Origin of the sequence: Micromonospora sediminicola, assembly GCF_900089585.1 — a bacterium.
In the GTDB taxonomy this organism is placed as follows: domain Bacteria; phylum Actinomycetota; class Actinomycetes; order Mycobacteriales; family Micromonosporaceae; genus Micromonospora; species Micromonospora sediminicola.
This window is the reverse complement of sequence record NZ_FLRH01000004.1, coordinates 1893413-1907699: the sequence shown is the minus strand read 5'-3', so window position 1 is coordinate 1907699 and position 14287 is coordinate 1893413. Positions and strand designations below refer to the sequence as shown.

The 14287-nt window shown below is 73.3% G+C and carries 17 protein-coding genes; 9 read left to right on the top strand and 8 right to left on the bottom strand.

Annotated features, from left to right (window positions below; translation table 11 throughout):
- The first annotated feature begins 40 nt into the window (after positions 1-40).
- Entirely contained in the window at positions 41-214 is a 174-nt protein-coding gene (locus GA0070622_RS30550) for a CsbD family protein (protein WP_013283784.1), read from the top strand.
- A 58-nt stretch (positions 215-272) separates the two neighbouring features.
- Here GA0070622_RS30550 and GA0070622_RS30545 read toward each other — a convergent pair whose 3' ends face one another.
- The 4 genes from GA0070622_RS30545 to GA0070622_RS30530 all read right to left on the bottom strand — a co-directional run bounded on the left by GA0070622_RS30545 (position 273) and on the right by GA0070622_RS30530 (position 3828).
- Positions 273-908 carry a dihydrofolate reductase family protein gene (locus GA0070622_RS30545; RefSeq protein WP_091583060.1) on the bottom strand — a complete coding sequence of 212 codons (636 nt, stop codon included), beginning with the start codon at positions 906-908 and terminating at the stop codon, positions 273-275.
- A 29-nt stretch (positions 909-937) separates the two neighbouring features.
- Positions 938-2182 (bottom strand): RNA polymerase sigma factor, encoded by a 1245-nt coding sequence (locus GA0070622_RS30540; protein ID WP_091583056.1) that lies wholly within the window; start codon positions 2180-2182, stop codon positions 938-940.
- Complete coding sequence (locus GA0070622_RS30535; protein WP_245667010.1) at positions 2179-2538, bottom strand: YciI family protein; 360 nt, start codon at positions 2536-2538, stop codon at positions 2179-2181. The genes GA0070622_RS30540 and GA0070622_RS30535 overlap by 4 nt, the downstream gene beginning before the upstream one ends.
- Positions 2539-2637: 99 nt before the next feature.
- Positions 2638-3828 (bottom strand): DUF2786 domain-containing protein, encoded by a 1191-nt coding sequence (locus GA0070622_RS30530; protein ID WP_091583047.1) that lies wholly within the window; start codon positions 3826-3828, stop codon positions 2638-2640.
- A gap of 139 nt (positions 3829-3967) precedes the next feature.
- On the opposite strand from GA0070622_RS30530, the gene GA0070622_RS30525 reads away from it, so the two are divergent.
- Both GA0070622_RS30525 and GA0070622_RS30520 read left to right on the top strand, forming a co-directional pair.
- Positions 3968-4813 carry a DUF3152 domain-containing protein gene (locus GA0070622_RS30525; protein ID WP_091583043.1) on the top strand — a complete coding sequence of 282 codons (846 nt, stop codon included), beginning with the start codon at positions 3968-3970 and terminating at the stop codon, positions 4811-4813.
- A gap of 46 nt (positions 4814-4859) precedes the next feature.
- Positions 4860-5837: an aldo/keto reductase gene (locus tag GA0070622_RS30520; protein ID WP_091584263.1), complete on the top strand. Its 978-nt coding sequence runs from the start codon at positions 4860-4862 to the stop codon at positions 5835-5837.
- 82 nt (positions 5838-5919) lie between these two features.
- Here the strand turns inward: GA0070622_RS30520 and GA0070622_RS30515 are convergent, their stop codons facing one another.
- Both GA0070622_RS30515 and GA0070622_RS30510 read right to left on the bottom strand, forming a co-directional pair.
- On the bottom strand, positions 5920-6345 hold the full coding sequence (locus tag GA0070622_RS30515; RefSeq protein WP_091583038.1) for an ATP-binding protein: 426 nt from the start codon (positions 6343-6345) through the stop codon (positions 5920-5922).
- Between the two features lie 78 nt (positions 6346-6423).
- A complete protein-coding gene (locus GA0070622_RS30510; protein ID WP_091583034.1) occupies positions 6424-7170 on the bottom strand; it encodes an SAM-dependent methyltransferase in 747 nt (248 codons plus the stop codon).
- A 274-nt stretch (positions 7171-7444) separates the two neighbouring features.
- Here GA0070622_RS30510 and GA0070622_RS30505 point away from each other — a divergent pair, with 274 nt between their 5' ends.
- Together GA0070622_RS30505 and GA0070622_RS30500 are read left to right on the top strand one after the other, a co-directional pair.
- Positions 7445-8479, top strand: coding sequence for an extracellular catalytic domain type 2 short-chain-length polyhydroxyalkanoate depolymerase (locus GA0070622_RS30505; protein WP_091584258.1), 1035 nt, complete (start codon positions 7445-7447; stop codon positions 8477-8479).
- A 67-nt stretch (positions 8480-8546) separates the two neighbouring features.
- A complete protein-coding gene (locus GA0070622_RS30500; RefSeq protein WP_091584256.1) occupies positions 8547-8765 on the top strand; it encodes a hypothetical protein in 219 nt (72 codons plus the stop codon).
- Between the two features lie 14 nt (positions 8766-8779).
- Here the strand turns inward: GA0070622_RS30500 and GA0070622_RS30495 are convergent, their stop codons facing one another.
- Together GA0070622_RS30495 and GA0070622_RS30490 are read right to left on the bottom strand one after the other, a co-directional pair.
- A complete protein-coding gene (locus tag GA0070622_RS30495; RefSeq protein ID WP_091583030.1) occupies positions 8780-9490 on the bottom strand; it encodes a GAF and ANTAR domain-containing protein in 711 nt (236 codons plus the stop codon).
- Positions 9491-9649: 159 nt separating this feature from the next.
- Entirely contained in the window at positions 9650-10039 is a 390-nt protein-coding gene (locus tag GA0070622_RS30490) for an STAS domain-containing protein (RefSeq protein WP_255292513.1), read from the bottom strand.
- Between the two features lie 275 nt (positions 10040-10314).
- On the opposite strand from GA0070622_RS30490, the gene GA0070622_RS30485 reads away from it, so the two are divergent.
- The 4 genes from GA0070622_RS30485 to kdpA all read left to right on the top strand — a co-directional run bounded on the left by GA0070622_RS30485 (position 10315) and on the right by kdpA (position 14277).
- Positions 10315-11016: an ANTAR domain-containing protein gene (locus GA0070622_RS30485; protein ID WP_091583022.1), complete on the top strand. Its 702-nt coding sequence runs from the start codon at positions 10315-10317 to the stop codon at positions 11014-11016.
- Positions 11017-11113: 97 nt separating this feature from the next.
- Complete coding sequence (locus GA0070622_RS30480) at positions 11114-12283, top strand: FUSC family protein (RefSeq protein ID WP_218012371.1); 1170 nt, start codon at positions 11114-11116, stop codon at positions 12281-12283.
- A gap of 249 nt (positions 12284-12532) precedes the next feature.
- Positions 12533-12622: a K(+)-transporting ATPase subunit F gene (kdpF, locus tag GA0070622_RS30475; RefSeq protein ID WP_036343797.1), complete on the top strand. Its 90-nt coding sequence runs from the start codon at positions 12533-12535 to the stop codon at positions 12620-12622.
- Positions 12622-14277, top strand: coding sequence for a potassium-transporting ATPase subunit KdpA (kdpA, locus tag GA0070622_RS30470; protein WP_091583016.1), 1656 nt, complete (start codon positions 12622-12624; stop codon positions 14275-14277). The genes kdpF and kdpA overlap by 1 nt, the downstream gene beginning before the upstream one ends.
- Positions 14278-14287: the final 10 nt, after the last annotated feature.

Sequence of the window (14287 nt, the reverse complement as noted above, 5' to 3'; positions counted from 1 at the left end):
AACCAGTTGTCGTCACGCAACTGCTGAGTGGAGGTTCACCATGGGTCTCGACGACAAGATCGACAACGCGTCCCAGGACACCGCGGGCAAGGTCAAGGAGGGCGTCGGCCGGGCGACCGACAACGAGCGCCTCGAGGCCGAGGGCCGCAACGACCAGGCCGGCGCCAAGCTCAAGCAGGCCGGCGAGAAGATCAAGGACGCCTTCAAGAGCTGACGTACGACTCGCACACCCCACCGGGCCGGCCTTCGGGCCGGCCCGGCGTGCGTCCGGGTCAGCGGCGCACCCGGTAGCGGATGTGCGTGACGGTGGGTGCGGCGACCACCCGATCCTGCTCCAGGGCGACGTCCAGCGGCCCGTCGAACAACGGCGTGCCGCCGCCCAGCACGATCGGCACCACGTGCAGCCAGAGCGAGTCGAGCAGGCCCGCCGCCAGGTAGCCGCGTACCGTGCCGCCGCCTCCCGCCACGCAGACGGACCGGTCACCGGCCGCCGCCCGGGCCCGCTCCAGCGCCGCCTCGATCCCGTCGGTGACGAAGTGGAACTCCGTACCGCCCGCCATCGGCAGCGGTTCCCTCCGGTGGTGGGTCAGCACGAAGACCGGGACCCGGAACGGTGGGTCGTCCCCCCACCATCCGGTCCACCCGAGGTCCCACCGGCCCTCGCCGCCGCCGAACATGCGCCGGCCCATCACGTACGCGCCGACGCCCTCGATCATCTCCTCGACCAACTCGGCGTCGACGTCGCGCTCGCCGCCGTTCAGGCCGTGCTCCGCGCGCCAGCTCTCGGTGGCGAAGAGCCACTCGTGCAGCCGCAGGCCGCCACGCCCGAGCGGGTCCTGCAGGCTCTGCCCCGGGGCCGCCACATAGCCGTCCAACGACATCGACAGTTGACTGAAGACCTCTCCCATGACGGGTGGACCTCCCGGGACGCCGGAACTCATCGGTCGGCGGCCAGGCGGGCGGCGCGTACCTCCAGGTAGCGGCGCTCGGGCAGGCTGGTGGTGGCCCGCGCGGCGGCCAGGTAGGCGGCCCGGGCGGCGACGCGGTCGCCGGCCAGCTCGAACAGGTGCGCGCGGACGGCGGCGAGCCGGTGGTGGCCGGCCGTGCGGTCGTCGGCGTCCAGCGGCGCGAGCAGTGCGAGGCCGGCGCGGGGCCCGTCCACCATCGCCACCGCGACCGCCTGGTTCAGCGTGACCATCGGGTTCGGGGCGATCCGGGCCAGCACCCGGTAGAGCGCCACGATCTGCGGCCAGTCCGTGGTGGCGGCGGTGGGCGCCTCCGCGTGCACCGCCGCGATGGCCGCCTGCACCTGGTACGGGCCCGGCGCCGACCAGGTCAACGCCTCGGTCACCAGCGCGATGCCCTCGTCGATCCCGGCCCGGTCCCACCGGGTGCGATCCTGCTCGGACAGCGGTACCAGCTCCCCGTCCGGGGCGGTGCGCGCCGCCCGGTGCGCGTCGGTGAGCAACATCAGGGCCAGCAGCCCGGCCACCTCGCCGTCGGTCGGGAGCAGCCGGTGCAGCTCCCGGGCCAGCCGGATCGCCTCCCCGGTCAGCTCGACCCGGTGCAGCGCGTCGCCGCTGGACGCGGTGTAGCCCTCGTTGAAGATCAGGTAGAGCACGCGCAGCACCGCGCCCAGCCGCTCGTCCCGGTCGGCCGGCGAGGGCAGCGTGAAGCGCGCCCCGCTCGCCTCGATCCGCTGCTTGGCGCGGCGGATCCGCTGACTCATGGTGGCCTCCGGCACCAGGTACGCCCGCGCGATCTCGGCGGTGCTCAGGCCGCCCACCGCGCGCAGCGTGAGCGCCACCTGGGCATTCACCGGCAGTGCCGGGTGGCAGCAGAGGAGCAGCAGCCGCAGCGTGTCGTCGCCGCTCGGCGGCTCCTCGTCGGCGGCCGGCGCGACGGCGGCGTACGCCGGTTGCCGGACCGCCACCGCGACCTCGCGCTCCCGGCGGGCGTGCTCGCTGCGCCACTCGTCGGTGAGCCGGCGGGTGGCCACCGTGACCAGCCAGGACCGGGGATGGTCCGGGACGCCCTGCGCCGGCCACTGGGTGGCGGCGGCGAGCAGCGCCTCCTGGACCGCGTCCTCGCAGGCGTAGAACTGGCCGTGCCGGCGCACGAGCACGCCGAGGACCTGCGGCGCCAGCGTGCGCAGCAGATCCTCGACCGCCCGGTCGGTCACATCTCCGTCCCGGCCTGCTCCATCACCGCGCGCACCTCCAGCACGCCGAAGCCGTGCCGCACGTCCGGCCAGCGGGCGGCGATCTCGGCGGCCCGCTCCGGGGTGTCGCAGTCCACCGTCAGGTAGCCGGCGAACTGCTCCTTGCTCTCCACGAACGGCCCGTCGGTGATCTCGGTGCCGCCGGCCGCCGGCCGCACCGTCCGGGCTTGCGACGGATGGGCCAGCGCCTCCCCGCCGACCAGCTCACCGGACTCGGTCAGCTCCTTCATGATCTCGTCGACCTCGCCGAAGATCGCGGTGCGCTCCGCCTCGGACAGCTCCTCCACGAAGCCGGGCCGGTTCCAGATCAGCAGCATGTACTTCACGTCTCACTCCTCGGATCGGGGCCACCGTCGGTGGCGCCTCGCAGACGGGTCGGAGCCGGGCCGCCCGATCCGACATCATCGCCGAGAAAGTCAGCGGGCCCCGCGAAGCGGCCGGCGCGCGGGGGCAGTCGGGTCGAGGGAGGCGCGGTCGGCGGCGCTGGTGCCGGAGGTCCAGCCGTCCGCGTCGCGGACCTGGAGCCGGTGCCGGGTGGTGCCGGGGAAGAGCTGGTCCAGGCGCTCCCGGACGGCGTCCGAGCGGGCCGCGAGCACCGGCAGCAGACGGTCGTCGTCGCGCTCCTCGGCCGCCGCCGTGCTGGCCGCCCGCAACCGCTCGCCGATCCGCAGCGCGAACGCGTTGAGGAACGACTCGTCGTAGACCTTGGTGCGCCGCCCACCGGCCCGGCCGCGTTCCGCCCGCCCGCGCAGCATCGCGGCGGTGGCCTGCACCAGTAGCGAGGTGTGCAGCAGCTCCACCGCCGCCAGGTCGGCCGGGAAGCCGAGCACGGTGGCGAAGCCCAGGTCGTCGGACCACACCGACTCGCACCGGTTCGCCGCCGCCACCTCCTGGATCAGCAGCGCCTTCGCCGCCGCGTACGGGGCGTCGGTGCCGATGCGTACCCCGCCCGGGCGGTCCGGCCGGTCGGCCGCGGCGTCGAGCAACGCCGCGTCGATGCTGTGCCGGGCCATCAGCTCCTGCGCCTTGGCGGTGAACGCCTCCGCCTCCGCCGGGTAACCGGTCGACTCGGCCTTGGCCAGCAGCGCGCGTACCCGGTCGAGCATCCGGGAACCGGTGGCCGGGACGGCGGCGCGGGAGACGGCGGCCGAGCCGGGCGGCGGGCGCAGCGACGCGATCGGCGGCAGCCCCTCGACCAGGACGAGCGCGTCGACGGCATCGCGCAGGGCGGTGATCCGGTCGCCGTCGGCGCGGCGGTCCAGCCAGCCCGCGTCCGTGTCCCAGCGGGCGCCGAGGTCGGTGACCTGCTCGTCGAACCAGGCCGGGACGGGGCCGGGGAGCGTCCGCCGCTGGGCGGCCACGCCGTCGCGCAGCAGCCGGGCGCCGCGCGGGGTCAACCGGCGTACGGCGAGGCGGTCCAGGTCGACCGGTTGCCAGCCGCGCGGCCAGAGTCGGCCGACGGCCCGGGTGAGTCGGGCCAGCAGGGCCGCGTCGACGTCCGCGCCGGCGCCCACCACCAGCCGGTCGAGGGCCCGCTCGGCGGCGCGTACGTCGGTGCCGCGCGCCGCCGCGAGGGCGTCGTCGAGCAGCTGCTCGGCTGATGACACGGGTGGCTCCCCCTGACTCCGACAGGCGGCAGGTCGCTCACCCCACCACCGACGGTACCCGGCCCGCGGGTTCAACCGTCGGGCCCTGGCATCCGTACTCCTGCCCGGAGCGGGGGCGGCGCGACGGACGGAGATCGACGTGGGCGGGTACGACCGGGGTCTGCACCGACGGCGACGGCGGTCCCGGGCCGGCGTCCCGCTCCTGGTGGCGGCCCTCGTCGCGGCCGGTCTCGCGGCCGGCGGCGGATACACCCTGCGCCGGCACCCGGACCTGCTGGCCTCGGCCGGCGTGGAGCGGACCGTGCCGGCGCAGGTGCCCGGCCCGCGCCCGACGGCGACGGCTGCCCCGGCGTCGCCGGTCCCGGCGGCCGGTCGGGTGCCGCCCCGCATCACCTACCCGCTGCGGGGCGGCGGCGGCTTCCGGACCGCCGACACCACCGGCGCGGTGGCCGGTCGCTCCGGTGAGCTGCTGCGCTACCGGGTCGCGGTCGAGGACGGCATCCGCAACGTGGACGTGGAACGCTTCGCCCGGGAGGTCGCCGCGACGCTGGCCGACCCGCGCGGCTGGACCGGGGACGGCCGGTGGCGGTTGCAGCGGGTGGGCCGGGACGGGCCGGCCGACTTCACCGTGCTGCTCACCACACCGCTGACCCGGGGTGGGCTCTGCGGCGACCCCACCGACCGCTACACCTCCTGCCGCAACGGCGACCGGGTCGTGATCAACGTGGCCCGCTGGGTGTACGGGGTGCCGCACGTGGCCGACCTCGACCTCTACCGGCAGTACCTGCTCAACCACGAGGTGGGCCATCGGCTGGGCCGGGGTCACGAGCGCTGCCCCGCCGCCGGCGGTCCGGCGCCGGTGATGGTGCAGCAGACGCTCGGGCTGCACGGCTGCGCACCCAACGCCTGGCCGCTGGTGGGCGGGGAGGCCCTGGTCGGCCCGTCCGGCCAGTACGACGACCCGATCCCGGCCGAGGACCACTGACCCACGCGGACTGCGGTCGCCGCCCGTCGGTGATGGGATGGACGCCATGGATTACGTCAAGTTCGGGTCCACCGGCCTGGAGGTGTCCCGGCTCTGCCTGGGCTGCATGAGCTACGGCGAGCCGAGCCGGGGCGGCCACCCGTGGTCGCTGCCGGAGGACGCCGCCCGCCCCTTCATCCAGCAGGCGCTGGAGCTGGGCGTCACCTTCTTCGACACCGCGAACGTCTACTCCGACGGCACCAGCGAGGAGATTGTCGGCCGGGCGCTGAAGGACTTCGCCCGCCGCGACGACGTGGTGATCGCGACCAAGGTGCACGGCCGGATGGGGCCGGGTCCGAACCGGGGCGGGTTGTCCCGCAAGCACATCATGAGCGAGATCGACGCGAGCCTGCGCCGGCTCGGCACCGACTACGTGGACCTCTACCAGATCCACCGCCTCGACCCGGGCACGCCGATCGAGGAGACGCTGGAGGCCCTGCACGACCTGGTCCGGGCCGGCAAGGTCCGCTACCTCGGCGCCTCGTCGATGTACGCGTGGCAGTTCGCCAAGGCGCTCTGGCTCGCCGAGCGGCACGGCTGGACCCGGTTCGTCTCGATGCAGAACCACTACAACCTGCTCTACCGGGAGGAGGAGCGGGAGATGCTGCCGCTCTGCCTCGACCAGGGCGTCGCGGTGATCCCGTGGAGCCCGCTGGCCCGGGGGCTGTTGACCCGGGACCCGCAGGAGCGGACCGCGCGGGCGGAGACCGACGAGTTCGGTCGCACGCTCTACGCGCGTACCGAGGAGCACGACCGGGCGGTGATCGACGCGGTGGCCCGGGTGGCCGAGCAGCGGGGTGTGCCGCGGGCGCAGGTGGCGCTGGCCTGGGTGGCCCGCAACCCGGCGGTGACCGCGCCGATCGTGGGCGCCACCAAGCCGCACCACCTGACCGACGCGGTGGCCGCGCTGGACCTGGAGCTGACCGACGAGGAGGTGGCGGCGCTGGAGGCGCCGTACGTCCCGCACCCGGTGGCGGGCTTCTAGTCCGGCGGGTCCGTCGGCGGCTCGGCGTCGGGCGCCGGCGGGCCCACCCACCGCGCCGTCCCGTCGACCGGCCGTGGCCACCTCACCGGGAGAACGACGCCCAGATGTTCTTGGTGGTGGCGGTGGCGTACCAGCCGACGTCGAGCGAGATCGACTGGGCCAGGAACAGCCCTCGCCCACCCGAGTCCAGCGGATGGATGTCGGACAGCTCCGGCACCGAGCTGACGTCGTGGTCGGCCACCTCGAGCAGGAAGCAGTCGTCGGTGGCGCGCAGCGTGACGATGGTGGGCGGTCGGCCGTGCCGGAGGGCGTTGCTGGCCAGCTCGGTGACGACGAGCAGCACCATGTGCGGCACCTCGTCCAGGTCCTCGCCCTGCACCAGTCCGTGCCGGTTCAGCGCGTCGCGCAGCGAGGCGCGGACGTCGCGCAGTTGCTCGGGGGTGTCGAGCACCCACCGCTCCAGCTCGGTGGCCTGCGGCGGCGGCGGCGAGGTGCGCAACTGTCCCATGATCTGGCTTTACCCTCCGTAGCGATCCGCTAAGCCCGGCCGACGCGCGTCGGCGCGTCGACCGGGCGTCGGGCGGCGTCAGCGACGAAGCAGCGCGAAAACTCCCCAACCCAGATGTTCGCGTTGGAACCGGACGTACCGCAGCGGGTCCTCGGTGAGTTCCCGCCGCAGCTCCGCGGCCAGTTCGTCGTCCGGGTTGGCGTCCAGCCAGCGGCGCAGGTTCAGCCAGTGCGCGGCGGCGTACCGGTCCCAGCTGTCCTGGTCGGCGAGGACCATCTCGACCAGGTCCCAGCCGCACGCGCCGAAGAGCGCGACCAGGCCGGGCAGGTCGCGGAACTCGTCCCGGGACCGGGCGTGCGACCCGGCCACCGTCTCCTCGTCGGGCGGGTCGATCCGCCAGTACGGCTCGCCGACCAGCGCCATGCCGCCCGGCCGCAGCGCGCGGTCGAGCAGCTCCAGGGTGCCGGGGACGCCGCCGCCGATCCAGGTGGCGCCGACGCAGCAGGCCACGTCGACCGGATGCTCCGGAACGTACGCGGCGGCGTCGCCGTGCACGAACCGGACCCGGTCGGCGACGCCCAGCTCGGCGGCGCGGTCCCGGGCGGCGGTGGTGAAGACGGTGCTGACGTCGACCCCGGTGCCGGTGATCCCGTGGTCCCGGGCCCAGGTGCAGAGCAGCTCGCCCTTGCCGCTGCACAGGTCGAGCAGCTCGGCATCGGGCACGAGGCCGATCACCCGGCCCAGCGTGGCCAGCTTGGCCTCGTCGATCGGGTTGAGGACGCGAAGGTCACCCTCGCGGATGGTGAAGCTACGTGGCAGGTCCATGGTGGTCGCTCCGAGTGCGGAAGAGGGTTGCGGGCGGGTCGATCCGGTTCGGCGCGGTCGGCACGGGCACCAAAACACCCTCTTCACGGTCTCGAAGTGACGTCGTCCGGGACGCTAGCCCGCGCGACGGCGACGATCCAGGAGTTTTCGGGGTGGTCGGCCCACACCGCCGCCTCGGGCGAGGTGTCGACGGTGCGGATATCTGCTGTGGTCAATGTCACGCTACGGTGCCGGCACGCCGGTCGTCCCACCGGCACTCCGACGGGAGAACACCATGAAGACACCGTGGAAGGCCGTCACCACCCTCGCCGCCGCACTCCTGCTCGTCCTGCCCGGCGGCGTCGCCGCCCGGGCCGCGAGCACCCCCTGGACCAAGACGCCGGTCGCCGGTTCGCTGCGCTCGTACCCGGTCTCGGCCGTCTACGTCGCCGGGGTCTCCTCCGGCGGCTACATGGCCACCCAGCTCCAGGTCGCCTACTCGGCCCGCGTCCGGGGCGCGGCGATCTTCGCGGCCGGGCCCTACTACTGCGCGCAGAACACCATCCCGCAGGCGCTCTACGGCTGCGGCGACAACATCTACCCGACGTACCTGGGCAACCTGGAGACGTACACCCGCGCCTGGGCCGGGTACGGCTGGATCGACGGCACCGGCAACCTCTCCGGTCAGCCGGTGTACGTCTACCACGGCAACAACGACGCCACCGTGAAGAAATCGGTCACCGACGACCTGGTCCGGTACTACCAGGACTTCGGCGTCAGCGTCCGCTACGACTCCGGCAGCGCCGCCGGGCACTCCTGGGTCACGCCCTACGGCACGGTCGGCTGTACCGCCACCGCCTCGCCGTACCTCGCCGACTGCGGCACCGACCCGCAGGGCGCCTTCCTCGGCAAGCTGCTCGGCTCGGTCGCCGCGCCGAACACCGGCCCGCTCGGCGGCACCCTGATCCGCTTCGGCCAGGACAGCTTCGCGGTCAACGGCTGGGCCAACGGCCTGAGCATGGACGGCAACGGCTTCGCGTACGTGCCCAGCTCCTGCGCCGCCGGCACCACCTGCCGACTGCTGGTGGCCCTGCACGGCTGCGCCCAGGGGTACGCCAAGGTCGGCACCGCGTTCGTCGACCGGGCCAACCTCAACCAGTACGCCGACACCAACCGGCTGATCGTGCTCTACCCGCAGGCGACCGCCACCCCGGTCAACCCGAACGGCTGCTGGGACTGGTGGGGATACCTCGGCGCCACGAACTACCCGATCAAGGGCGGTGCCCAGGTCGAGACCATCATGAACATGGTCCGACGGCTGGACGGCTGACCCCGGCGAGGTCCGGCCCGCGGATCTGGTGTGGGCCGGACCATACCGGCTGCGGTACGGTCACGTCATGGTGGTGGAGGAACACTGGTGGAACGGCGTCAGCAACCCGCGTGGTCGGCGCGACGTCTACATCCGCACCGACGGGAGCCAGTGGCAGGTGCAGGCGCAGATCGGCGGCGCCGCCGGCCGGTCCAAGATCCAGCAGTGCCCGAGCCGGGGCTCGGCGAGCATCCTCGCCGGGGCGTGGCGGGCGAGCGGCTCCGGCTGGCGCGCGATGCCGCGCTGACCGGCGACCGCCGCTCAGTCGCGACCGCCGTGCACCGCCCGGTCGACGAGTGACTCGGCGACCTCCCGCAGCTTCCGGTTGGAGTCCTGCGACACCCGGGCCAGGATGGCGAACGCCTCCTCGGCCGAGCACCGGCGCTGACCCATGATGATGCCCTTGGCCTGCTCGATCACGGCCCGGCTCTGCATCGCCTCCTGCATCTGCTGCGCCAGCGTGGCGGTGCTCTCGTAGAGGTGGACGTTGGCCAGCGCGATGGCGGCGTACCCGGCGAGCGTCTGCGCGAGGTCGACCTGCTCGTCGAAGACCCGCGGGGCCGCGCCGTAGATGTTGAGCGCCCCGACCATGGCCTCCTGGATGGGCAGGCCGATCGAGAGGGAACTCGCGGCGCCCGCCCGGTGGGCCCGGACCGCCCACTCCGGCCACCGGCTCTCCGCCGCCATGTCCGGCACCAGCATCGCGGCGCCGGTGGTCGCGGCGTCCAGGCAGGGGCCCCGGCCCTGCTCGTACTGCCACTCGTCCAGGGTCAGGGCCAGCTCGCCGGTGTGCGCGGCGGTGTACGCCGTCGCGCCCTGGACCAGCGTGACCGAGACCTCGGCCGTGCCCGGGATCGCATCCTTGGCGACCTGGGCGATGATCGACAACACCACGTCGACGTCGACCTCGTCGTACTTGATCCGCCCGAGTCTGATCAAGGCTGCGGCGAGGTCGGGGTGGGCCTGCGGCATGAGCTGTGACGTCCTTGTGGGAAGCGACGCCGTCGACCCCGAACCCGGGGGACGGCTGGTGGCGGGACGGCCCGCGACAACGGACCGCTGTCCCGATCCGGGAAGGATCGGGGCCGGCGCCGCTTCTTGACGCTCGTTCGTGACGCCCCGCTCGGGACGTCAGCTACCGGACAACTCTACGACCCCCGCTCGGTCGGGGGCGACCGGACGTGCCGGCCGCTGGTCGACCCCGTCCGGCGGGAGACGGGTGACGATCTCGAAGCCGGGAAGCGTGCCGGTGACGTCGAGCACGCGGCGCACCGCCCGGGAGGGGCGGTGGAGCACCAGTTTTCCGCCCCGCTCGGTCAGCAGCCGCCGGGCCCGCACCAGCGCCTCGGTGCCGTGCGCGCCGAAGAAGGTGACCTCCGCGAGATGGACCACCACCAGCGGGGCCCGCACCCCGGCGACGTTCTCCAGCAGTTCGGCCAGCAGGTGCGCGTTGCTGAGGTCGACCTCGCCGGCGACCGAGACCGTGGTCACGTCCCCGTGGACCTCGCAGCTCAACCACATGATCGGCTCGTCCGGTCGCCACGATCCGGACGCGGTGGGAACGTGATGACGGCCGAAAACCGGCAAATCCTCCAACATGGCACCTCCCACACGACGAACTCGCGCGACGCTCCCGGCCGTGATGCGGCCGTGAGCGGGTGGAGGGCACATGTCTTGACCCGGTCTCCGACGTTACGTCGGTCCGCGCGGCTTCGCACGCCCGGGTTCCCGTGCCGGCGTCCGGCCCGGCGGGTAGCTTGGCGGTGACAGCCGTCCCCGCATCGACAAGGATCGCCATGGCAGCCCCGAGCACGGACCCCGGCGAGGCGCTCGCCGAGCTGAGCCGGATCAGGCTGGACGAAGTGAGCCTGGAGGACGTCCTGCGGCGGGTCGCCGAGCTGGCCAACCAGACCGTCCCGGGCAGCGCCCACGTCACCGTGACGCTGGCTCAGGGCGGCCGGAACTCCAGCGCCGCCTGCACCAGCGACCTGGCCCGGCAACTCGACGAGTGGCAGTACCGCAACGAGCGGGGACCCTGCCTGGACGCCGCCGCCAGCGCGGCCAGCATCTCGCTGCCCGACCTGGCCGTGGAGGAGCGCTGGCCGGAGTGGGCCGCACACGCCCGGGCGGCGGGCATCGGCAGCTCGCTGTCGGTCGGGCTGCCGATCCAGGAGGCGGTCACCGGTGCGCTCAACATGTACGGTGTGGCCCCGCACGCCTTCGACAGCGTGGCCGTCCGCAGCGCCGAGAACTTCGCCGCGTACGCCGCCGTCGCGCTGGCCAACGCCCACCTCTACGACAGCGCCGCCACGCTGGCCCGGCAGATGCAGGAGGCGATGCGCAGCCGGGCGGTGATCGAGCAGGCCAAGGGCATCATCATGGGCGAACGGCGCTGCTCGGCGGACGAGGCGTTCGCGCTGCTGTCGAAGCTGTCCCAGGACGCCAATCGCAAGGTGCGCGAGGTCGCCGAGGCGCTGGTCGCGAACGCCGGCCGCTGAGTGCCCGCTGCGCCCGCCCGGCGTGCCGCAGGATTGCTCCGCCGGGGAGCGGGTACGCGCGGCCGTGGCCGGTGCGGGAACACGGGGAAGCGGTGGGCTGGCCGCCGGTGACCGGCCGCTCTTCCGCCGGCTGCGGTCCGCGCCGGCGCTGCTGGTCGACCGGTTCCGGCGGGTACGCGCGGGCGCCGGGCTGGCCGCCCAGGCCGGGCTCGCGGCCGGCCTCTCCTGGTGGGTCGCGGACTCGCTGCTGGACATCACGCAACCCGTCTTCGCCCCGATCTCGGCGGTGGTGGCGCTCGCCGCCTCGGTCGGCCAGCGGGTGCGCCGCACCGTCGAACTGATCATCGGCGTGGCGGTCGGCATCCTGATCGGAAACCTGCTGATCAGCGTGGTCGGGGTCGGCGCCTGGCAGCTCGGTCTGATCGTCGCGCTGGCCGTGGTGGTGGCGGCGTTCGTCGGACGCAGCCCGGCGCTGGTGGTCCAGGCCGGGGCGACGGCGGTGCTGATCGGCACGCTGACGCCGACGGTGCCGGACCTGGAGGCGCCCCGGGTGCTCGACGCGCTCATCGGTGGCGGGGCCACCCTCCTGGTGACCGCGGTGCTGCTGCCGCTCAATCCGTTGCGGATCATCAACCGGGCCGCCGGCCCCGCCCTGGACCTGCTCGCCGAGCAGCTGGACCGCACCGCCGACGCGCTGCGCGAGCGGGACGCGGAGGCGGCGCGCGCCGCCCGGGACCGGTTGCGGGACAACAAGAAGGAGATGGGCTCCTTCGGCGAGGCGGCGCAGGGCGCACGGGAGGCCGCCACACTCTCGCCGGTCTACTGGACCTCCCGGGAGGGGCCGCTCGGCCGGTACGCCAAGGCGGTCGAGCCGGTGGACCGGGCGATGCGCAACAGCGGCACGCTGATCCGGCGGGCGGTCACGTTGATCGCGGACGGCGAGCGGGTGCCGGAGCCCATGCCGGACGCGGTGTCCGCGCTGGCCGACGCGGCCCGCACGCTGCGCAAGGAATTCGCCCGGGGCACGCCGGAGCCGACCCGGTGCCGGGAGTCCGCGTTGCGGGCGGTCGCCGAGGCCGGTCACGCCTACCGCGCCGGCGTCGACTTCTCCGGGGCGGTGGTGGTCGCCCAGGTGCGGACGGCGGCCAGTGATCTCCTGGTCGCCACCGACGTCGACCAGGAGGAGGCGAACCGCCTGGTCCGTTCGGCGTTCGGCCCGCTCGACCCGCCCGGGACGGGCGATCGCACGTCGCGTGCCGGCGGGTGACCGCCTCCACCCCCGCCCACACGGGTGGCGTGAAAAGCGCGTCAAGAATCCCCCGGCCGGCGTGATGGTCGCGTTATAGCCCCTGTCCGTACGCCCGACCTGGCGTTTTGATTGCCCGGCGCGACCGGGAGGCGGTCGCGAGGACATCGCCCGCTAGGAGAGGTCAGCCGTGTCTGACGTGCTGTTCGTGTTGCTGACGGTGGGGCTGTTCGCGGCTCTCGCCCTCGTGGTGAGGGGTGTGGAGAAGCTGTGAGCGCCGTCAACGCCGTCGGCCTGGTGCTGGCGATCGGACTGGGCGTGTTCCTGGTCGTCGCCCTGCTGTTCCCGGAGCGCTTCTGATGAGCATGACAACAGCCGGGGTGCTCTTCGTGCTCTCGCTGGTGGTGGCGCTGGTCGCCGTCTACCGGCCGTTCGGCGACCACATGTACCGGGTGGTCTCCGGCACCCGGTCCGCCCGGGTTGAGCGGGGCATCTACCGCCTGGTCGGGGTCAACCCGGCCGCCGAGCAGACCTGGGGCGTGTACGCCCGCAGCGTGCTCGCCTTCTCGGCCGTCTCGATCCTGTTCCTGTACGCGTTCCAGCGGCTGCAGAACCATCTCTGGCTCTCGCTGGGCCTCGACCCGGTGGTCACCCACGGCGCCTGGAACACCGCGGTGTCGTTCGTGACCAACACCAACTGGCAGTGGTACTCGGGTGAGTCGACCATGGGTCACCTGGTGCAGATGGCCGGCCTGGCGGTGCAGAACTTCGTCTCCGCCGCGGTGGGCATCGCCGTCGCGGTGGCGCTGGTCCGGGGCTTCGCCCGCAGCCGCACCGGCGAGCTGGGCAACTTCTGGGTCGACCTGACCCGGATCACGCTGCGGATCCTGCTGCCGATCGCGGTGCTCGGCGCGCTCGCCCTGATGATCGGCGGCGCGGTGCAGAACCTCTCCGGCGGCACCGACGTGACCACGCTGACCGGCGGCACCCAGACGGTCACCGGCGGGCCGGTGGCCAGCCAGGAGGTCATCAAGGAGCTGGGCACCAACGGCGGTGGCTTCTACAACGTCAACAGCGCCCACCCGTTCGAGAACCCGACCACCTGGACGAACTGGATCGAGATCTTCCTGATCCTGCTCATCCCGTTCAGCCTGCCCCGGGTCTTCGGTCGGATGGTCGGGCAGAACCGGCAGGGCTACGCGATCGCCGCGGTGATGGCGATCCTCGCGCTGGCCAGCATCACCCTGACCAACGTGTTCGAGCTGACCGGTCACGGCACGGTGCCGCAGGCGGTCGGCGCGGCGCTGGAGGGCAAGGAGGTGCGGTTCGACGTGTCGAACTCGGCCACCTTCGCCGCCGCCACCACGCTCACCTCGACCGGCGCGGTCAACTCGTTCCACGACTCGTACACCGCGCTGGGCGGGATGATGACGCTGGGCAACATGATGCTCGGCGAGGTCGCCCCCGGCGGTGTCGGCGCCGGCCTGTACGGGCTGCTGATCCTCGCGGTGATCACGGTGTTCGTCGCCGGCCTGATGGTCGGCCGCACACCGGAGTACCTGGGCAAGAAGATCGGCTCCCGCGAGATCAAGTTCGCCTCGATGTACTTCCTGATCACCCCGGCGCTGGTGCTCACCGGCACCGCCGCCGCGTTCGCCACCGGCAACAACTCGACCGCGCTCAACGTCGGCCCGCACGGGCTCTCCGAGGTGCTCTACGCGTTCACGTCGGCGAGCAACAACAACGGCTCGGCATTCGCCGGCATCACCGTGAGCACGCCCTGGTGGAACACCGCGCTGGGCCTGTGCATGCTGCTCGGCCGGTTCCTGCCGATCATCTTCGCGCTGGCGCTCGCCGGTTCGCTGGCCCGCCAGCAGCCCACACCCGCGTCCGAGGGCACCCTGCCGACCCACAAGCCGCTCTTCGTCGGCATGGTCGTCGGCGTCACGGTGATCCTCGTCGCGCTCACCTTCCTGCCCGCGCTCGCGCTCGGCCCGCTGGCCGAAGGGCTGTGACCACCATGAG